The 19,340-nt window shown below is 56.4% G+C and carries 12 protein-coding genes and 3 pseudogenes; 12 read left to right on the top strand and 3 right to left on the bottom strand.

What is annotated here, in order from left to right; translation table 11 throughout:
- The first annotated feature begins 304 nt into the window (after positions 1-304).
- The 8 genes from ABF859_RS13760 to ABF859_RS13725 all read left to right on the top strand — a co-directional run bounded on the left by ABF859_RS13760 (position 305) and on the right by ABF859_RS13725 (position 11,081).
- Positions 305-532, top strand: coding sequence for an AbrB/MazE/SpoVT family DNA-binding domain-containing protein (locus ABF859_RS13760; protein WP_415528272.1), 228 nt, complete (start codon positions 305-307; stop codon positions 530-532).
- Positions 532-927, top strand: a complete 396-nt coding sequence (locus ABF859_RS13755; RefSeq protein ID WP_415528271.1) for a type II toxin-antitoxin system death-on-curing family toxin — start codon at positions 532-534, stop codon at positions 925-927. Before ABF859_RS13760 ends, ABF859_RS13755 begins: the two co-directional genes overlap by 1 nt.
- Positions 928-999: 72 nt before the next feature.
- On the top strand, positions 1,000-2,799 hold the full coding sequence (locus ABF859_RS13750; protein ID WP_415528273.1) for a type I restriction-modification system subunit M: 1,800 nt from the start codon (positions 1,000-1,002) through the stop codon (positions 2,797-2,799).
- Entirely contained in the window at positions 2,796-4,079 is a 1,284-nt protein-coding gene (locus ABF859_RS13745; protein ID WP_415528270.1) for a restriction endonuclease subunit S, read from the top strand. The genes ABF859_RS13750 and ABF859_RS13745 overlap by 4 nt, the downstream gene beginning before the upstream one ends.
- Positions 4,076-5,038, top strand: a complete 963-nt coding sequence (locus ABF859_RS13740; RefSeq protein ID WP_415528269.1) for a GIY-YIG nuclease family protein — start codon at positions 4,076-4,078, stop codon at positions 5,036-5,038. The genes ABF859_RS13745 and ABF859_RS13740 overlap by 4 nt, the downstream gene beginning before the upstream one ends.
- Positions 5,035-8,106 (top strand): type I restriction endonuclease subunit R, encoded by a 3,072-nt coding sequence (locus tag ABF859_RS13735; protein ID WP_415528268.1) that lies wholly within the window; start codon positions 5,035-5,037, stop codon positions 8,104-8,106. The genes ABF859_RS13740 and ABF859_RS13735 overlap by 4 nt, the downstream gene beginning before the upstream one ends.
- Positions 8,107-8,375: 269 nt before the next feature.
- Positions 8,376-9,653: a type II restriction endonuclease gene (locus tag ABF859_RS13730; RefSeq protein WP_415528267.1), complete on the top strand. Its 1,278-nt coding sequence runs from the start codon at positions 8,376-8,378 to the stop codon at positions 9,651-9,653.
- A 147-nt stretch (positions 9,654-9,800) separates the two neighbouring features.
- Positions 9,801-11,081 carry a chloride channel protein gene (locus ABF859_RS13725; RefSeq protein ID WP_415528266.1) on the top strand — a complete coding sequence of 427 codons (1,281 nt, stop codon included), beginning with the start codon at positions 9,801-9,803 and terminating at the stop codon, positions 11,079-11,081.
- Between the two features lie 2 nt (positions 11,082-11,083).
- Here the strand turns inward: ABF859_RS13725 and ABF859_RS13720 are convergent, their stop codons facing one another.
- The gene (locus ABF859_RS13720) at positions 11,084-13,534 is read right to left on the bottom strand and encodes a heavy metal translocating P-type ATPase (RefSeq protein WP_415528265.1); all 2,451 of its coding nucleotides are present in this window, start codon (positions 13,532-13,534) and stop codon (positions 11,084-11,086) included.
- Between the two features lie 100 nt (positions 13,535-13,634).
- Positions 13,635-13,811 (bottom strand): annotated as a pseudogene (locus ABF859_RS13715) (IS5/IS1182 family transposase); the annotation flags it as partial.
- A 211-nt stretch (positions 13,812-14,022) separates the two neighbouring features.
- On the opposite strand from ABF859_RS13715, the gene ABF859_RS13710 reads away from it, so the two are divergent.
- Entirely contained in the window at positions 14,023-15,393 is a 1,371-nt protein-coding gene (locus tag ABF859_RS13710; RefSeq protein ID WP_415528264.1) for a hypothetical protein, read from the top strand.
- Between the two features lie 119 nt (positions 15,394-15,512).
- Complete coding sequence (locus tag ABF859_RS13705; RefSeq protein WP_415528263.1) at positions 15,513-15,674, top strand: hypothetical protein; 162 nt, start codon at positions 15,513-15,515, stop codon at positions 15,672-15,674.
- A gap of 91 nt (positions 15,675-15,765) precedes the next feature.
- Here the strand turns inward: ABF859_RS13705 and ABF859_RS13700 are convergent.
- Positions 15,766-16,846 (bottom strand): annotated as a pseudogene (locus tag ABF859_RS13700) (IS5 family transposase).
- A 63-nt stretch (positions 16,847-16,909) separates the two neighbouring features.
- Between ABF859_RS13700 and ABF859_RS13695 the strand changes: the two are divergent.
- Both ABF859_RS13695 and ABF859_RS13690 read left to right on the top strand, forming a co-directional pair.
- Positions 16,910-17,792, top strand: a pseudogene (locus ABF859_RS13695) (IS5 family transposase); the annotation flags it as partial.
- A gap of 183 nt (positions 17,793-17,975) precedes the next feature.
- Positions 17,976-19,010 carry an NADP-dependent oxidoreductase gene (locus tag ABF859_RS13690; RefSeq protein ID WP_061487388.1) on the top strand — a complete coding sequence of 345 codons (1,035 nt, stop codon included), beginning with the start codon at positions 17,976-17,978 and terminating at the stop codon, positions 19,008-19,010.
- The last annotated feature ends 330 nt before the right edge of the window (positions 19,011-19,340 follow it).

Here is a 19,340-nt window from a genome sequence, read left to right as displayed (position 1 = left end):
TGGATGCCTGCGCGTATATCAACGCCGCCCTCCCGAACGAAGCGGAAGACGCCCCCTGGACAGTAACGGTGCATCGTCTTGCAGCGAGCGCTGCTGAGGCAGCGGAGAACCTTGAAAATCCCTCCGCAAGTGAGATTGCCCTATGGGCAGATGAGGCAATGAAAGTCCGCTAAGGGGGGGAAGCGGAAGGTCCGGTTTTGGGTGGATGAGCGTCATAGCTGACGCAGTGACAACTCGATATTTTGCTTGCCGCTCCTAAGTAAGTTCTGTTACGTATTACCGTTCGTAATACGGAGCTGAGCTCATGGAAACGGTTGTCGTTCGCAAACAGGGCAATTCTGTCGGTGTTACCCTTCCGGCGGAAACACGTATTCGCCTTGGTCTGGAGGTCGGACAGGAACTCACGCTGGTCGAAATGGCCGACGGAATCAAGCTCGTGAAACGCAATCTCAAGCTTGAACGCCAGATGCAGATGGCGCGCGAGACACTGCGTGACCAAGCTGACGTTCTGCAGGAACTGGCTAAGCGCTGATGGACGATACGCCTGAGTTTCTGGAGCCTGATGTAGTGCTGTTCATGCATGATCAGGCTCTGAGGGAATACGGCGGAACCCACGGGCTCAAAAGCGAAGATCTGCTGCACAGCGCGTTGGCCCGCGCAGAAAACCGCTGGCACTATGCGGAATCCGATCCGCCGGACACCGCGACTCTGGCTGCTGCCTACGCTTATGGCATTGCTCGCAATCATCCCTTCAACGACGCCAACAAGCGGACAGCCTGGAGTTGCTGCGTCCTTTTCCTGCGGCTGAACGGCATTCGTGTGCAGGTCGGCGCTCCGGAAGCTGTCGAAGCCATGGTAGCTCTTGCGTCTGGCGCAATGGAGGAAGATGCGTTCGCGATCTGGCTCCGGCAACATTTTCAAAACTAGTGATTCCACACTTTCGATATCGGACCAGATTTTCTCATGAGCACGCCCTCCCGGACCGCCTCCCTGTCCTTCATGATCTGGCAGGTCGCCGATCTTCTGCGCGGTGACTTCAGACCAGCAGAATACGGTCGGGTCATCCTGCCCTTTACCGTTCTGCGCCGCCTTGATGCCGTGCTGGCCCCAACCCGTGACAAGGTGCTGAAGGAAAAGGAGAAGTGGGAGAGTAAAAGCATCGACGCCATGCCTTTCATGGAGAAAGCCGCCGGTCTGAAGTTCGTGAATACGTCCGACTTCACTCTGAAAGGCGTGCTGGGCGATCCGGATAACCTGACCCAGAACCTCTCCGCCTATATCAACGCCTTTTCACCCGCCGCCCGTGACATCTTCGACCACTTCCGCTTCACCGAACAGACAGACCGTCTGGCAAAGGCCAACCTGCTCTATCTGGTGCTCGAAAAATTCGTCAGCTTCGACCTTAGCGATAAAACCGTCGATAACCACCAGATGGGGCAGGTGTTCGAGGAACTGATCCGCAAGTTCTCGGAAGCTTCCAATGAGACGGCCGGTGAGCACTTCACCCCGCGCGAAGTCATCAGGCTGATGGTGAACCTGATCTTTGCCGAGGATGACAGTCTGCTGACCCCCGGCAACGCCGCCGTCCGCACCATCTACGACCCGACGGCGGGCACCGGGGGTATGCTCTCCGTCGCGGAAGAGTTCCTGCTCGACCACAATCCGGACGCCCGTCTGACCATGTTCGGGCAGGAACTGAATCCGGAATCCTACGCCATCTGTAAGGCCGACATGCTGATCCGCAATCAGGATGTCAGCAACATTTGCCTCGGCAACACACTCTCCGATGACGAACTGGCGAACCACAAATTCGATTACATGCTCTCCAACCCGCCTTTTGGCGTGGAGTGGAAGAAAGTCGAGAAAGCCGTTCGGGCCGAGCATGAAAAGCTCGGTTATGACGGGCGCTTCGGCCCCGGCCTGCCACGCATCTCGGACGGCTCCATGCTGTTCCTGCTCCATCTCGTCCACAAGATGCGTCCCGCGAAGGACGGCGGCGCGCGCTTTGGCATCGTCCTGAACGGCTCGCCCCTGTTCACGGGCGCTGCCGGTTCCGGCGAGTCCGAAATCCGCCGCTTCGTTCTGGTCGAAGCCATCATCGCGCTGCCGACTGATATGTTCTTCAACACCGGCATCGCCACCTATGTCTGGGTGCTCACCAATCGCAAGCCAAAGAATCGCAAGGGCAAGGTGCAACTGATCGACGCTTCGTCCTTCTGGCAGAAAATGCGCAAAAGCCTCGGCTCCAAGCGCAAGGAAATGGGGGAGGACGACATTACCCTCGTCACGCGCCTGTTCCGGGACGCGCAGGAGGCGCAGCTTGCCACTATCACCGCCACAGATGGCACGCAGACGCGTGAGGTTGTGATGAAGGGCGCGGAACCACCGGAAGCCCCCGAAGGTGGCAAGGTCAGGCTCGCACCGCTGAGCCGCATCTTCCGGAACGAGGAGTTTGGTTATCAGACCATCACCGTGGAGCGCCCGCAGCGTGATGAGGATGGCAACATCGTCTTCGGCCAGCGTGGCAAGGCGAAGGGCAAGCCCATGCCCGACAGCAGCCTGCGCGATACGGAAAACGTGCCGCTGGATGAGGACACACGTGTTTATTTCAAGCGCGAAGTCCTGCCCCATGCGCCGGATGCGTGGATTGACGAGGACAAGACAAGGATCGGCTACGAAATTCCGTTCAACAGATATTTCTATGTGTTCGAGCCGCCGCGTCCGCTTGCGGAGATTGATGCGGATCTGAAAGAGGTGACTACGAAAATCATGGCGATGCTTGGGGAGCTTTCGGTATGAGTTTTCCGAAATATCCAGCTTATAAAGATAGCGGGGTTGAGTGGATCGGGGAGATTCCAGTTGGGTGGAGTATTAAACCATTTTGGACTTTGTTTCGACGTGTAAAGCGTAATGATCATGCAGAAAAGGAGCTGCTTTCTGTTTATAGAGACTACGGTGTGATACCAAAAAGTAGTCGCGATGATAATTTCAATAAGCCATCCGATGATCTGGCGGCGTACCAGCTTGTAAAAAAAAATGATCTTGTAATTAACAAGATGAAAGCGTGGCAAGGTTCTTGTGCTGTATCCAATTTCGAAGGCATAGTAAGCCCTGCCTATTTCGTTTTTTCTTCAATTAGCAATAATTTTGGAAAATTTATTCATTATTTGCTTAGGTGTGATTTATACATATCGTACTATTATTCTATATCTAAAGGTGTTCGCCCTAATCAATGGGACTTAGATCCAGAAACACATTCCAGAATGCCAGTTATTCTCCCCCCACTTCCAGAACAGCAGGCAATAGCCAGCTTTCTGGACCGTGAGTGCGGGAAGATTGACGCCTTGATTGCCGAACAGGAACGGCTGATTGCCCTCCTTGCGGAAAAGCGGCAGGCCGTCATCTCCCACGCCGTCACAAAAGGCCTGAACCCCAACGCCTCCATGAAGGACTCAGGCATCCCGTGGATCGGGATGGTGCCGGAAGGGTGGGAAGTTAAAAAGGTTTCTCATGATTTTACAGCAGAGAAAGGGAAAAATGGACAACTCCTAACAAAAGAATATTGTTCTGAAATTTCTGGTGATTTCCCCGTTTACAGTGGTCAAACGGAAAATAACGGAGTTATGGCATCCATAAATTCTTATGAATTTGATTTTGATAATGGTGTTATTTTTTCAACGACAGTTGGTGCTAAAGCCATGTCATTAAAATTCTTGTGCGGAAAGTTTAGTCTCTCTCAGAACTGCATGATAATTTTTCCAAAAAATAATATTATTCCTGAATATTCGTATTATGCATTCATGCCGTTATTTGATTATGAGCGAAGTTTGATCCCTGATCATATGCAGCCGTCTTTCAGAATATCTGATTTATATAATTTTTCTTATGTGATGCCTCCTTTTGATGAACAAATAATGATATTGAATTTTATTAAGAAAAAAGAAATGAAATTAACATCAACAGAGAGAGAGGTGCAGAGACAAATCACTCTCCTTAAAGAACGCCGCGCCGCTCTCATCTCCGCTGCCGTCACAGGTAAGATCGACGTTCGGGCTCAGAGCAAGGCCATCGCAGCATGATCGACACCAAAGGCCGCTCGCTGGAGCTTTTCTATATCGATGGTCATCCGGACGGTATGATCACCGCTGAACTCTTCAACTGGACGGGACATGTGTTCGTCACGCCTCGCACGCGCCTGACCGAAGCGCTCAGACGGGAGGAGGCCAGTTACGCCGGGGTCTATCTGCTGCTGGGCGAGAAGGACGGGCAGGACTTCGCCTATATTGGGGAAGCCGAAGATCTTGGTGTCAGGCTGAAACAGCACGCGGCGGCGAGTGACAAGGACTGGTGGGAGACCGCTGTTCTGGTCTCCGCCAGCGCGAACCGGCTGAACAAGGCGCATGTAAAGTATCTGGAAGCGCGGCTGATCGTCATGGCGCGTGAGATCGGACATACGCCGCTACATAACGGCAATTCTCCAAAGCTACCGAGTTTGACGGAGGCGGATATTGCCAAGATGGAGGCGTTTCTTGCCAGTCTGATGGTGGTACTGCCAGCTATTCGGGTGGATATGTTCATCCAGCGCAGCCGTCCGGCGGGGTCATCGCGGTCTGTTCCGGTCTTTGAAGCGTCGGAAGGAGAGAGGACCGATGCGGCGCCGGAGACTGTTCGGTTTGTCTTGCACAAGCCGCGCATTGATCTGACGGCAAAAGCTGTTTTTCAGGACGGCGAATTTATTGTTGAGGCCGGATCGCAGGCCCGGAGTGACTGGCAGAGAGAGGACAGCGCACAGGCTGGTTCCTATAAGCCGCTGCATGACGAACTGGTACGGTCTGGCATTCTGCAGATGGCAGGGACGCACCGGGTCTTCACAAAGGATTATGCTTTCAAAAGCCCGAGTGCAGCCGCTGCGGTTGTATTCGGTCATTCCGTAAGTGGCCCTGCGGCGTGGAAGCTGGAGAGCAACCCGGACATTTCGTTCCGGGATTGGCAGGCGCATCAGCTTGATGCCGTAACAGAAAAAGGCACCGGTGAATGACCGATCTTCACAAGGAGCACCATCTGGAATCCGAAATCTGCGATTATCTCGGACGCTCCGGCTGGCTCTATGAGGATGGCTCTGCCGCGCAGTATGACGTGGCGCAGGCCCTGTTTCCCGAAGATCTGCTGGCGTGGGTGCGCGAATGCGAGCCGGATGCGTGGGAGACGCTGGAGAAAACGCATGGGGCCTCGGCTGGTGCAGTTTTATGCCAGCGTGTGCGAGACGCGCTGAACACGCGGGGTGCGCTCATCGTCCTGCGAGATGGTCTGGACATTATCGGGCTGACAAAAACGCTGAAGATCTGTCAGTTCCGTCCGGCCCTGACGATGAATCCGCATTTGCAGTATCGTTATGACGCCAATCGCCTGCGCGTTGTGCGGCAGGTGCGTTATTCGGCCAGTAACGGCAATGAGCTGGATCTTGTTCTGTTTCTGAATGGCGTTCCGGTTGCGACCGCTGAGCTGAAATCAAACTACACTCAGTCAGTTCAGGATGCGGTGGAGCAGTATTGCACCGACCGACTACCGAAGCCGCCCGGCAAGCCTGCTGAGCCGCTGCTTTCGGTGCCGGGTGGTGCGGTCGTGCATTTTGCTGTCAGCAACAGTGACGTGATGATGTGCACCCATCTGGATGGCGCGCACAGCCGCTTCCTGCCGTTCAATCAGGGGAACGATGGTGGTGCAGGCAATCCCGGCACTACGGCGTATCTGTGGCGGGAGGTATGGCAGCCAGATTCATGGCTGGATATTCTTGGCCGTTACATCATTCCGGCAAAAAAGAGGGGGAAGATCACGGGCTGGATCTTTCCGCGCTATCATCAGCTTGCCGCCACACGGCTGCTGGTCTCCACCATTCTGAAGGAGGGGCCGGGGCAGCGTTATCTGATCCAGCACTCTGCCGGGTCGGGCAAGACAAACTCCATCGCGTGGACGGCGCATTTTCTGTCCGATCTGCATGACGCGCACAATCACAAGCTGTTCGATACTGTCATTGTGGTGTCGGACCGGACGGTTCTGGACCGGCAGCTTTCGGAAACCATCGAAAGTTTCGAGCGCACGCGCGGCGTGGTGGCGTCGATCTCCGGCAATGGGGGCAGCAAGAGTCAGGAGCTTGCGGCGGCTCTGCATGCTGGCAAGAAAATCATCATCTGCACGATTCAGACCTTTCCCTTCGCGCTGGAGGAAATCCGTCAGCTTGCGGCGACCGAGGGCAAGCATTTCGCGGTGATCGCAGATGAAGCCCATTCCTCGCAGACCGGGACATCGGCCAGCAAACTCAAGGCAGCTCTTTCATCTGGTGAACTGGCGGAACTTGCGGATGGTGGGGAGATCAGCACGGAAGACCTGCTGGCGGCGGAAATGGCGCAGCGGACTGCGGCAGACGCGGGAATTTCTTTTATTGCTTTCACGGCTACGCCAAAGGCCAAAACGCTGGAACTGTTCGGGCGGTTGCCGCATCCGGGTCTGCCCAAGGGCGAGGACAACAAGCCTGAGGCGTTCCATGTCTATTCCATGCGGCAGGCTATCGAGGAAGAATTCATCCTTGATGTGTTGCAGAATTATGTGTCCTGGAAACAGGCGTTTCGCCTGAGCCAGAACGGACAGATTCTGGATAACAAGGAAGTCGAGGCTTCGGAGGCAAAGAAAGCGCTGATGAAGTGGGTGCGCCTGCATCCCACCAACATCGCCGCGCGCGTGCAGATTGTGGTGGAGCATTTCCGCCAAAATGTGCAGCCTCTCCTTGGTGGCAAGGCACGAGCCATGGTCGTAACGGCCAGCCGCAAGGAGGCCGTGCGCTGGAAGCTCGCCATGGATCGCTACGTGAAGGAAAAGCATTATCCATTCGGGCTTCTTGCAGCATTCTCGGGCGAAGTGGATGACCCAGAAAGTGGCCCGGAGCCCTTTACGGAAAGCAATATCAACCCGGCACTCAAAGGGCGCGACCTGAGGGAAGTCTTTGCCGAAGATCCATGGCGGATTCTGATCGTGGCGAACAAGTTCCAGACGGGTTTCGATCAGCCATTGCTATGCGGCATGTATGTGGATCGTAAGCTCGGCGGGATTCAGGCTGTCCAGACGCTTTCGCGCCTGAACCGCTGCTATCCGGGCAAGGACATGACCTTCGTGGTCGACTTCGAGAATGATCCCGAAGACATCCTCAAGGCTTTCCAGCAATATTACACGAAGGCCGAACTAGCAGATCTCAGTGATCCGAACTGTGTGGTGAACCTGCGCCACAAACTGGACGATGCCGGGCTGTACGATCAGCCTGAAGTGGATCGGGTGGCTCATATCCTCGCAAACCCCAAAGCGTCACAGCAGCAGCTTGATGCGGCCATTGTGCCGGTCAGTTCTCGTGTGCTGGGCCGCTATCGTGAGGCGCGGAAAATCATTCAGGACGAACCGGAAGGCTCACAGGAATGGAAGGAAGCGAAGGAGCGCATTGACGGACTGGTTCAGTTCCGGAGTGATCTGGCATCTTACGTGCGGATGTATGAGTTTTTCAGTCAGATGCTGAACTACGGCAATCCGGATTATGAAAAACTGTACCTGTTCGCGAAAATGCTCTGGCCGCTGCTGAAGTTCGACCGTGAGCGTGAGACCATCGACACCACGACTTTGCGTCTGACGCATCACCGTATGAAGGACCTTGGCAAGCAGAAGCTTGGACTGAAGAACGAAGCCGGTGATGGGCTGGAGCCGATAAAGGAAGCCGGTTCGGGGCAACCGCAGAACAAAGTGAAGGTGCAGCTTTCCCGCATCATTGAGGCGATCAATGATCTGTTCCAAGGCGATCTGACGGATGGTGACAAGGTGGCGTTTGTCACAGGACTGGAAACCAAGCTAGCAGAATCAGAAAAACTGCGGGAGCAGGCAAAAGCCAACACAAAGGATCAGTTCGCCAACTCACCTGATCTTCAGGAAGAGGGGCTGAATGCGACCATCGAACTGATGGAGGCGCATGAAAAGATGGGCAAACAGATGCTGAACGATAACTCGCTGTTGCGTGCCGTTATTGCCGCTATCGTGAAGCAGGGTGGGCTATGGGAGGGGATGCAGGAATAACGATAGCCTACAACGAGCTAAGAACCGAGAATTTTTATGTTTCCGACTGTCCGCTTTCTGGACAAAGAAACAGGGTTTGATACGTCTGACATGAGGCGTAAGCAGTAGGTCTGCTTACGCCTTCATCTCGGTCACAAGCGGAGCTATTCGACTTTCCGGAAAGCGGACGTGAGGACCTTAACCTCGCCAAGCCTTGCGATTATCCGCATTGACGTGAGTTGCTGTTACAACCAGTGTCAAGAGCGAATATAATTGTAGTTTCTGGACTGATGACCGACCTTATTCGAGACCTCATTTTCCGCTGGCGGGCCGATTCGGCAGGCACCTATCAGAGCTGGTTTTTATGGGATGAGCGCCTCAAGAACTTCCGGTCTATTCGTCGCGGTCTGCAGCAGGTCGTTGCCGAGATTGCCGGTGGCACATTCGGGGTTGTCTATCGTGGCTCTTCGCTGGAAACGGTTGTTCATTCGATTGCTGAGCAGCGTCAGATATTCAAGGGAGCGGATCACGCTTTCTTGTGGAAGCCGAAGCTACGCATTCCCGATATCTACGAAAACTCTGCCAACCAGAAAGCATTCGGGCGGCTTCTTGATACCTGTCTGTGCTGCAATACCGAAGAGCATGTGGTCTCGGCCATTCATGCGATTGATGCCCGCAAGATAAAGGGACTGGGGCCAGCCGTCGCCAATCTGCTGTATTTCCTGCACCCCACAATCATGCCGCCTTTCAATACGGCGATCGTGAAGGGCTATAATGCCCTGACCGGATCAAAGGTGAAGCTGGGGCGTTGGGAGGAATATCTTGCCATGCGGCAGGGCATCCTGAAGCTGAATGCGACTTATCGTTCGCTGCTGTCCAATGATCTGGGCGCTATCGGAGGACTGCTGTTTGATCTCGGAAGCGGACGCTATACAGCGCCGCCTCTTGAGGATGACGAAACAGCGCGAAAACTCTGGGAAGCCGATCTTCACCAGGTGAGGGAGCAGAGCGCAAAAGAGGTCCGAATCCTCGCCGCGGAGCGGGAAACGGATCACACCCATACCGAAATTCAGGGCTGGCTTCGCGATCTGGGGCATTCTCTGGGTTACGATGTCTGGATTGCGGCCAATGATCGCAGTCGCCCATGGCAGGACGGCAAGCTGGGGGACGGCTGCCTGTCGGTTTTGCCAGGCTTCACGACGGAAACGCAGGGAGCAGAATCCGTGCGTCTGATCGATGTCCTGTGGTTGGACCGGGACAGCCACAGGATTGTTGCCGCCTTTGAGGTCGAGCATTCAACGACCATCTATTCAGGCATCGTGCGCATGCTGGATCTTGCTCTTGGGTCGGAGGCGCAGGCTCTGGAAGGACTGTTCCTTGTTGCTCCAGACAAGCGGGAAGCCGATGTGCGCGAACAGTTGAAGCGACCGGCCTTCAGCAGGATTGCCGATCTGAAAGTCCGGTATCTACCTTATGGGGCGCTGGAGAAGGATCGCGCAGCTATCGCCCGCTTTGGTCACGGACTGAAGCCTGTCCAGGCGATTTCGCATGCTTTGACACCGATCTGATGTTGTTATCGGCACAGGAGCAAAGATGCTAAACTTTTATCAGTCTCCAAGGAGAGCCCATTATAATCGTCGGGTTTGCAACGATGATAATCCGGCAAGACGGTGATGTCAGATACCACTCATAGTCAGGAAACACAGCAAGCGGTGATGATCCAGCCGCCTAGCGGCCTCACTGTGCTCTCCCTCCTGTCCATCCTGACAGGTGTCGTTGTCGGAGCAGTCTGTGGAACATTCCGGCTGTTACTGGAACATGCAGCGGGCTTGAGAACGGCGCTGGTGCTTGATGCCCCGCACCCGTTTCCCGCCGGTCTGATGATGATTGCGATCGGCAGTATAACGGCTTTCATCGCGGCCTGGATGGTCAGGCGACTGGCACCTCTGGCTTCTGGAAGCGGGATCCCTCATGTCGAGGCCGTTCTGGCCGGACTTGCAACACCTGCTTCCATCGGCCTGATCCCGGTCAAGTTCATCGGAGGATTGCTGGCCATCGGCGGGGGACTGGCGCTGGGGCGTGAGGGGCCGAGTGTGCAGATGGGCGCGACGGCCGCCAATACGATCGGTCGGCTGTTACGGCTGGGACCGGCGGATTGCCGGTCATTGCTGGCGGCTGGCGCCGGAGCTGGACTGGCGACGGCCTTCAATGCGCCGGGCGCTGGTGCGATCTTTGTTCTGGAAGAACTGGTCGGCAAATTCGAAGCGCGAACCGCCTGTTCCGCACTCGGCGCTTCCGTGTCCGCCATTCTTGTCGCCCGCGCGTTGCTGGGCGGTGATCCTGATTTCGGGGTGGCCGACAGTCCCATGGTCATCAGCGTTTCAACGCAGTTGCTGTTCTTGCTGACGGGGCTTGCGGTTGGCCTGCTCTCGGTCGTTTATAACCGGACAGTTCTGGCCACGTTACGGCTGGCTGAACGGATGAATGCCAGCGTGGAAATCCGGGCTGCGGTTATTGGCGCTATCGGTGGGTTGATCGTCTGGCTTACACCTCACCTTGCCGGTGGAGGCGACTGGATCACGCAAAGCGCCATCGACGGCACGCTGATCTGGACAGTCCTGCCAGGACTGTATGTCCTGCGTCTGGTCTTTGGCTCGATTTCATATGCCGCAGCAACGCCGGGTGGCCTCTTCGCTCCCATGCTGGCTCTGGGTGCTCTGGCGGGCCTGGGCTGCGGAGATCTGGCCCATGTTCTGGCGCCCACGCTGGCGGGGCGGACCACACCCTTTGTTGTGGTCGGTATGGCGGCGATGTTTGCGGGAGCGGTACGGGCACCTTTGACCGGGATCATTCTCGTGACGGAAATGACCAATACGCCCAGCCTGCTGCTTCCGCTGCTTTCGGGCAGTTTTGCCGCGATGTTCGTGGCCGACGGCATGGGTGAAGCGCCGATTTATCAGGCATTACGCACCCGCGCCGCGGCCAAAAAACGCTAGGCTCAGTCTTTCCCCCGACCAAGCCGAAGCGCGTTGGTCACAACCGTCACGGACGACAGAGCCATGGCCGCGCCGCCGATAACCGGGGAAAGAAGAAGTCCGCAGATCGGGTAGAGCACACCGGCGGCGATTGGAATGCCGATCCCGTTGAACAGGAAAGAGAAAGCCAGGTTCTGCCGGATGTTGCGCATGGTCGCATGGGCGAGCCGCCTCGCCCGGACCAGTGCTTCCAGACTGCCATGCGCCAGAGTGATCCCGGCGCTTTCGATTGCCACGTCGGTGCCGGTTCCCATCGCGATCCCGACGGATGCGGCCGCAAGAGCTGGAGCATCGTTCACGCCATCGCCCGTCATCGCGACATGTGCGCCCTGCGCCGTCAGGTGTTTGACGATATCAGCTTTGTCCTGTGGCTTCAGACCGGCATGGACTTCCGCGATATTTCCCGCCTGCGCCGCCACAACCTTCGCCGTCGCTTCGCTGTCACCCGTGAGCATGATGATCCGCAGACCATCGGCGTGGAGCGCCGCAAGAGAGGCCCGCGTATCCGCGCGGAGAGGGTCCGCCACGGCGATCAGCCCGGCAAGCCTGCCGTCTACCGCCACAAACATCACCCCGGCTCCGGCTTCACGATGCGCCGTCGCGCTAGATTCGACAGGGGACACATCAGCGCCGGCCTGCTTCAGACACTCGGCATTGCCCACAACGACGGCATGGCCCTCAACGCTGCCGCTCACGCCCAGTCCCGGTTGGGACGCGAAATGGGTAAGAACGCCAGGCTCCCCATGGCGGTCTTTCAGGCCCTGCACGATGGCCTGCGCCAGAGGGTGCTGTGAGCGTGTCTCCACAGAGGCGGCATAACGCAGCACATCGTTTTCCGGCCAGCCATTGGCTGCCTCCACGGCGATGAGCTTCGGGTGTCCTTCCGTCAGCGTGCCGGTCTTGTCCACAACCAGCGTATCCACCCTGTCGAGCGCCTGAAGCGCTTCGGCATTGCGGACCAGAACGCCCTCACGTGCACCCCGCCCCGTGCCGACCATGATTGACATGGGCGTGGCCAGTCCAAGCGCGCAGGGACAGGCGATGATCAGCACCGAGATGGCATTCAGAAGAGCATGCCCGAAACGCGGAGCCGGTCCGACGACGTACCATACGATGAAAGTCAGCACGGAAATGGCCAGCACCAGCGGGACGAACCATCCGGCCACCCGGTCGGCTACGGCCTGAATGGGCGCGCGGCTGCGCTGGGCTGAGGCAACCATCTTCACGATCCGCGCCAGCATGGTATCGCTGCCGACGGCCTGCGCTTCGATTTCGAGGCTGCCATTGCCGTTGATCGTCCCGCCGGTCACTGTGCTGCCGATCTTTTTGGCAACGGGCGCTGGCTCTCCGGTAATCATGGCTTCGTCAACGCTGGATGTGCCGTCGAGAACCCTGCCGTCGACAGGGATCGACTCTCCCGGCAGCACCCGCAGTCGGTCTCCGACCACGACAGCGTCCACGGCTATGTCTGTCGACTGCCCGCTCTCTCCGATACGGTGAGCCTGTTTTGGTGTGAGATCCAGCAGTGCGCGGATGGCATCACCGGTGGCGGCACGTGCACGGAGCTCCAGAACCTGTCCCAGCAGAACCAGCGCAACGACCACGCCCGCCGCCTCATAATAGACCGGCAGGGCTCCGTCGGGCATCCTGAAGCTGGCCGGAAACGCCCCCGGTGCGAGCGTCGCGGCCAGACTGTAGCCAAACGCGGCACCGACGCCGAACATGATCAGCGTGAACATGTTGAAGTGACCGGTCCGCAGTGAGGCTAGCCCACGCTGGAAGAAAGGCAGCCCCGCCCAGCAGACAATCGGAGTGGTCAGCGCAAGCCGAACCCAGGGAGACCATGAGCCCGGAACAAGGTGGAGACCAACATCGCCACCCATGGCGATGAGCATCAGTGGAACGGCGAGAAACACGGAGACGATCAGGCGATGTCTGAAATCATGCAGTTCGGGGTTTTCTGTTTCTGCTCCCGTCGGCTCCTCCGGCTCCAGCGCCATGCCACAGAGCGGGCAGTTGCCTGCGTGATCCTGCCGGATCTGCGGATGCATCGGGCAGGTCCAGATCGTCCCCGGCTTGCCCTCTCCGGCGGCGGAAGGCTGTTGCGGCGCATGATGGCAGTTCATGCCCCGCATGGAGGGCACCGTCTTTTCCTGCTCTTCCTTCACAGGTTCCAGCGTCATGCCGCATTTGGGGCATGTGCCGGGATGCGCCTCCCTGATCTCGGGGTGCATGGGACACGTCCACACCATGGGAGGTGCGCTATCAGTCTTGATGAAGGCTGCCGGATTGGCTTCAAATTTCTTCTCGCAATGTGCGCTGCAGAATGAATAGCTGTGCCCGTTATGCTCGCTCTTGAACCGGCTGGTAGCCGGATCAACCATCATGCCGCATACAGGATCGCGTATTTTCATGGGGACTGACGGGCTCGTCGGCATTGTTTCCGTCCTGACCGTGAGAGTTGAGAATTCTGGAGGCATCGGCAAGCCGCAGGAAAATGCGACGGCGTCATTTTACGATCTGATCCCGTGATGGGCGTGATCGAGTGTCTGAACAAGCATCAATAGCCTTCTCCAGTTCCCGGCGAAACACCTCAAAATCCACAGTCCGGGAAAACGCTTCGAGCTGATCGCCAAGCCCGCTCAGCCGGGCAAGCCGCTCTTCAACACCAAAAAATCCCGCCTGTTTCATCTTCCGTATCCCAATCAACGCACGAGAAATGGAATCACAGAGCAGACCTCAAAACTAGAGGGTTTTTCGAACCCTCCATCTGGCCGATCTGGTGTTTCTCGGTGCCCTTAATCGGACGGGAGAAAACCGCTATGCACGATATTCTCTTTGTCTCGGGTAAACATGGTATTTGCCGTTCCGCCGCAGGAAAATAGGGGAGGTCGTCGTATTTATGAACGCTGACAATCTGACAGGGCTTATCGGATATCTGAAACAGGATCAGTGGCAATCCTGTTTTGAAGAAGTGTTGGGTGAGCATCTGGGACCGGCTTTAGAGGCGGCGGATATCAGCTTCGAAGATCTGGGAGATATCCTAGGGCAGGGTGCGACAATGTCACTCTGGGGCTGTGCCTTCGAAGATTTCTTGGGACAGGACTGGGATAACGAAAATTTCGTTGAGGTTTATCTGAAACGACGGGGCTGGAAAGAAGGTCCACGTAAAAGCGCTTATATGCGGGGCCTCAAAGAGGCCGTCATGAGCCTGTATGAGGTTTCGCAGATCGTTCCGGGTCAAAGCATGATGGTGCGTGACCTGTTGCGGGGTGGTGATCCCGTTCTGGTGCATGAACGCTCAGCCACACAGTCCCTGAAACCCTGGGGACGCATCGCGGCACGTCTTGTTCCCGAAGATGGTAAAATGGTTTTGGCAGGAAGTCTGTTGGCGTATTCTCAGCAGGCTTGCGAAGATCTGGCTGAGAATTTACGCGAGGTTCTCAAGCGTAAGCGAGGTCAGGCTGAGTTTCCAAAGATCAAAACAGATGTGCTCCGCGATCTGGCTCCGGTCTTCACGCTGACATGGCTCTTTAGAACCATGGAAAACATGGTGAGCGCCTCCGAGCCACCCGTTCTGTTTAACGGCGATGGCGAAGACCTGGTCTTTCATGACGTGTGTTTTCCTCTCAGCAAGGGAAGCACCCAGAAGAGCATTGCCGAGGTTTTGAATACGATACCCTGTTTGCAGCATGCGGCGCGCATGATCTGGAATTGGACGCGTCAGGCTGGGGACCATGTTCCTGAGGGTCATTCTAAGGCCGGAGACAGCAAAGCTCAGTTTTTGAGCACGACGTTGGATGATGGTGGTCTTGTTCTGGGGACGCTGGAACTGAAAGGCCGTCAGCTGAGATTGCAGGTCAACTCAGAAACGCGGGCTGAGCAAGGCACGGCTTTACTCCGCAATGCCTTGGGAAGTCTGATTGGATCCCCTCTGACACAGATTATGACCGCTGAGCAGGCTTTAGAAGAACAGCGGACCTCTGGCCGAGGGGAGGTGCTTGAAGACGAGATCCCGCTCGAAGAAGAGGCGGAAGTTTTGGCTGCTGTTCTGAAGCAGCATTATCGCCGTGTTCTGGATGAAGTTGTTCCGGGGCTTGGGCATGTCACGCCGCGGCAGGCTGTTAAAACAGCGGCGGGGAAGAAGAAAGTCGCGGCTTGGTTGAAGCAGATTGAAGCCACGACAGCAGGCCTGGAGCGTGAGGGGGCAGGAGCCTCTTTTAGTTTCGACTGGATGTGGGAAGAGCTGGGTATCAAGGGGCTGCGGAAGTGACAGGCACTTCTGGCCAACAACACAACCAGTCGGACCAAAGTTGTGTTTTAGGCAGCCTCTCTATGAGAGACGCGGGGCTGATTTTAGGTGGGATAGTCGCGGCGTTGTTGTGCACGCCCATGACCGGTCATGCCGCTTCGTCTCGCTGTGATCCTGTTACCTATGGTGCACGGCATGATGGCCGCACCAATGACGGTCCGGCCATTCAACGTGCCATTACAGTCTGTAGCGAAGCAGGTGGAGGGATCGAAGAACCGTTGGTTGATGCGCTTGGCTCGTGATTTCAGGCTTTTGGCGATTTGATTGACGGTTTTTGGGGTAGCTTTTGATCTGCGTTTTGAACAGATCGGGGACTGCCCTCCCGCTGGATGACTACGCGCTCACGTTCATCCGCTCCAGGAAGAGAAAACGGCGCATATTATAGACGATATTGGCCAGCCCGATCCTCATGGTGGCCCGGGTGATACCGACAGTTCGGATGAATAGACCCATTTGCGATTTCTGATCGGCAAAGACGTGCTCGACGCGGGAGCGGATCACCGACTTCCCTGCATTCGATTTCTGGATATGCCGGGGCATCGGCTTGAGCTGCGGTTTTTTGCGATGAACCTTTGAGACAAAGCCCTGCTTTTCCATGAAGTCTTCATTGGCTTTTGAGCGATACGCTGTATCAGCCCAGACGCTTGAGGCCGTATTGGTTTTATCCAGCAGCCCCTCTCTCAATCGCGCACCATCACTGGCGGCGGCATCCGTCGTCTTCCATTTCCGGATGAACCGGTATTTCCGATCGATAGAAATGTGCGATTTATAGCCAAAGAACGGGATGGCGAGGTCACTGGATGGCATGGTTCCATCATCCTGCCGCTTTGCCTTCGTGAACTTCAGTCGTCCATCGCGCATGACGGTCCTTGTGCGCCAGCTTTGCCGGTTTGTCCTGCCAGTTCTGTGGGATCCGTCCCTCCCGAAGATCCGCTTTCTCTGCGTTGGTGTTCCGCTGCTTTGGAGCCGCCACCAGTGTGGCATCCAGGATCTGGCCTGACATCGGTAAATACCCGGCGTTGCGCAGGGTCGCATCAAAGCGGTTGAACAGCCCTTCGATCGCACCCGCCTGGGTCAGACGCTCGCGGAACAGCCAGACCGTTTTGGCATCCGGCACGCGGTCCGACAGCCCCAATCCCAGAAAGCGCATGAACGACAGGCGGTCGTTGATCAGATACTCTGTCCGTTCATCAGACAAATTGTTCAACGTCTGGATGACCAGAATTTTGAACATCAGCACCGGATCAAACGGCGGACGTCCGCCTTTACTTCCGTCTGAATAGGCCAGAGCCTTCTCCAGATCAGGGCGGAACACCTCAAAATCCACAGTCCGGGAAAAGGCCTCCAGCTGATCGCCAAGCCCGCTCAGCCGAGCAAGGCGCTCTTCAACATCAAAGAAACCAGGCTGCTTCATCTTCCACCATCCCCAATCAACGCCGAAGAAATGGAATCACACAGAACAGCTCAGAGCCAAGGGGTTTTTCGAACCCTCCATCTGTCTGATGAGCGGACAGAATATCTCATCAACGACCGCTTATCCTTCATGCGTTTCCTTGGCTTGGGGCTGTCGGACCGTGTGCCTGATGCCAAAACACTCTGGCTGTTTCGCGAGCGTCTGACCCAGGCGGGAGCGATCGAGGGTCTGTTCAATCGCTTTGATACAATCCTGCGCAGCGCTGGTTATCTGCCGATGTCAGGCCAGATCCTGGATGCCACACTGGTGGCGGCTCCAAAGCAGCGGAACACCAACGCAGAGAAAGCGGATCTTCGGGAGGGACGGATCCCACAGAACTGGCAGGACAAACCGGCAAAGCTGGCGCACAAGGACCGTCATGCGCGATGGACGACTGAAGTTCACGAAGGCAAAGCGGCAGGATGATGGAACCATGCCATCCAGTGACCTCGCCATCCCGTTCTTTGGCTATAAATCGCACATTTCTATCGATCGGAAATACCGGTTCATCCGGAAATGGAAAACAACGCATGCCGCCGCCAATGATGGTGCGCGATTGAAAGAGGGGCTGCTGGATAAAACCAACACGGCCTCAAGCGTCTGGGCAGACACTGCTTATCGCTCAAAAGCCAATGAAGACTTCATGGAAAAGCAGGGCTTTGTCTCAAAGGTTCATCGCAAAAAACCGCAGCTCAAGCCGATGCCCCGGCATATCCAGAAATCGAATGCAGGGAAGTCGGTGATCCGCTCCCGCGTCGAGCACGTCTTTGCCGATCAGAAATCGCAAATGGGTCTATTCATCCGAACTGTCGGTATCACCCGGGCCACCATGAGGATCGGTCTGGCCAATATTGTCTACAATATGCGCCGCTTCCTCTTCCTGGAGCGGATCAGTACCGCAGCATAGCAATCCAGAGGGTAACACCCACCGATCCGCTCAAAACGCAGATCAAAACCGACTCAAAGAACCGTCAATCAAAGCGCCCAAAAACTAAAATCACGGGCCAAGCACATCAATCAACGGTTCTTCGATCCCTCCATCTGTTGTAACACGGACCGGAAATCGCATTGACCTGTCAGGGGGAGTATCATGACCGAAAAGACATTTGAGGCCGTTGTTCTGGCAAAGCGTCCTGACGGAAGTATTGCGCCGGATGTTTTCGCGACAGTGGAACGTCCCTGGCCTGCGATAAAGGAGGGTGAGGTGCTGACACGCACACTCTTTGCTTCCGTCGATCCCTATATGCGGGGCATTCTCAACGAGGGGCGGACCTATCGTGAAGGACTGGCGGTTGGCGACATGATCCCTGGCGAAACCGTGGGACAGGTCATCCAGTCGAAGCATCCAGCCTTTCGTGGAGGCGAGATCGTTTCCGGTGCGTTTGGATGGGCGACTGTGCTGGCAACTCCCGGGGACAGGCTGGTCCGGGTTCCCGATGATGTGCCGCCTTCAACCTATCTTGGTGTGCTCGGTATGCCCGGGACAACCGCGTATTCGGGGATGAAGGACATCGGACAGCCCAAGGCAGGGGAAACGGTCGTTGTCTCTGCGGCGTCCGGTCCCGTAGGCGCAACAGCCGGACAGATAGCCAGAAGAGCAGGAGCGCGGGTGATCGGTATCGCGGGCGGCGTGAAGAAATGTGCGTGGGTCACGGAAATCGCCGGATTTGATGGATGCATCAATCATCATGAAAATCTCGACGAACAGCTTGACGCCCTCTGTCCTGACGGCGTCGATGTCTACTACGAGAACGTTGGGGGTGCAGTAGGCCAGGCTGTGATCAGGCGGTTACGTAATCATGCCCGGGTTCCGATCTGCGGTCTGGTCGCTGACTATAATGATCGCGACTATAGCGGGCTGGCGCATGCGCCCACGATCAGCGCGGCCATGCTGCTGTTTCGCAGAGCCCGCATCGAGGGCTTCATTGTCGGTGACCGGCCGGAGCGGTTTGCGGAATGGCGTGCTTTGGCAACTCCCTGGGTTCAGGAAGGATCTCTTGTTTATAAGGAACAGATTGTAAAGGGTCTGGATCAGGCCCCTCTCGCACTGGCTGGACAACTGAGTGGACAGAATTTCGGCAAACTTCTTGTGCAGGTTGCAGACGGTCCGACAAACCATGCCTGAGGGTCAACGGAGACAGAAAGCCTGTTTTTTGTGGTCAGTATGTGTAGTCGCTCTGGCCCTGATGCCTTGCGTGCCTGCGCAGGCAGCGGACAAAGCGTGGTGTTCGGTATCCGATCCGCAGGCTGCAGGGACTATGCCCGCGCTTCTTCGCCATCTGGAGGGTTCGAAAAACCCTCTGGTTTTGAGGGTGCCTTTGTGATTCCATTTCCCCCGAGTTGATTGGGGTATGGATCATGAAGCAGGCTGGTTTCTTTGATGTTGAAGAGAGGCTTGCCCGGCTGAGCGGGCTTGGCGATCAGCTGGAGGCCTTTTCCCGGACTGTGGATTTTG

Origin of the sequence: Gluconobacter sp., from assembly GCF_047722525.1 — a bacterium.
Classification (GTDB): Bacteria; Pseudomonadota; Alphaproteobacteria; order Acetobacterales; family Acetobacteraceae; genus Gluconobacter.
This window is presented reverse-complemented; position numbering and strand designations above follow the sequence as displayed.

What these genes read in the sequence shown, in the direction of transcription:
- ABF859_RS13690 (WP_061487388.1), top strand. Translation starts at nt 17,976, where the DNA reads ATGACCGAAAAGACATTTGAGGCCGTTGTTCTGGCAAAGCGTCCTGAC.
- ABF859_RS13735 (WP_415528268.1), top strand. Translation starts at nt 5,035, where the DNA reads ATGACCGATCTTCACAAGGAGCACCATCTGGAATCCGAAATCTGCGAT.
- ABF859_RS13720 (WP_415528265.1), bottom strand. Translation starts at nt 13,534, where the DNA reads ATGAAAATACGCGATCCTGTATGCGGCATGATGGTTGATCCGGCTACC.
- ABF859_RS13730 (WP_415528267.1), top strand. Translation starts at nt 8,376, where the DNA reads ATGACCGACCTTATTCGAGACCTCATTTTCCGCTGGCGGGCCGATTCG.
- ABF859_RS13725 (WP_415528266.1), top strand. Translation starts at nt 9,801, where the DNA reads ATGATCCAGCCGCCTAGCGGCCTCACTGTGCTCTCCCTCCTGTCCATC.
- ABF859_RS13760 (WP_415528272.1), top strand. Translation starts at nt 305, where the DNA reads ATGGAAACGGTTGTCGTTCGCAAACAGGGCAATTCTGTCGGTGTTACC.
- ABF859_RS13750 (WP_415528273.1), top strand. Translation starts at nt 1,000, where the DNA reads ATGATCTGGCAGGTCGCCGATCTTCTGCGCGGTGACTTCAGACCAGCA.
- ABF859_RS13745 (WP_415528270.1), top strand. Translation starts at nt 2,796, where the DNA reads ATGAGTTTTCCGAAATATCCAGCTTATAAAGATAGCGGGGTTGAGTGG.
- ABF859_RS13705 (WP_415528263.1), top strand. Translation starts at nt 15,513, where the DNA reads ATGACCGGTCATGCCGCTTCGTCTCGCTGTGATCCTGTTACCTATGGT.
- ABF859_RS13755 (WP_415528271.1), top strand. Translation starts at nt 532, where the DNA reads ATGGACGATACGCCTGAGTTTCTGGAGCCTGATGTAGTGCTGTTCATG.
- ABF859_RS13740 (WP_415528269.1), top strand. Translation starts at nt 4,076, where the DNA reads ATGATCGACACCAAAGGCCGCTCGCTGGAGCTTTTCTATATCGATGGT.
- ABF859_RS13710 (WP_415528264.1), top strand. Translation starts at nt 14,023, where the DNA reads ATGAACGCTGACAATCTGACAGGGCTTATCGGATATCTGAAACAGGAT.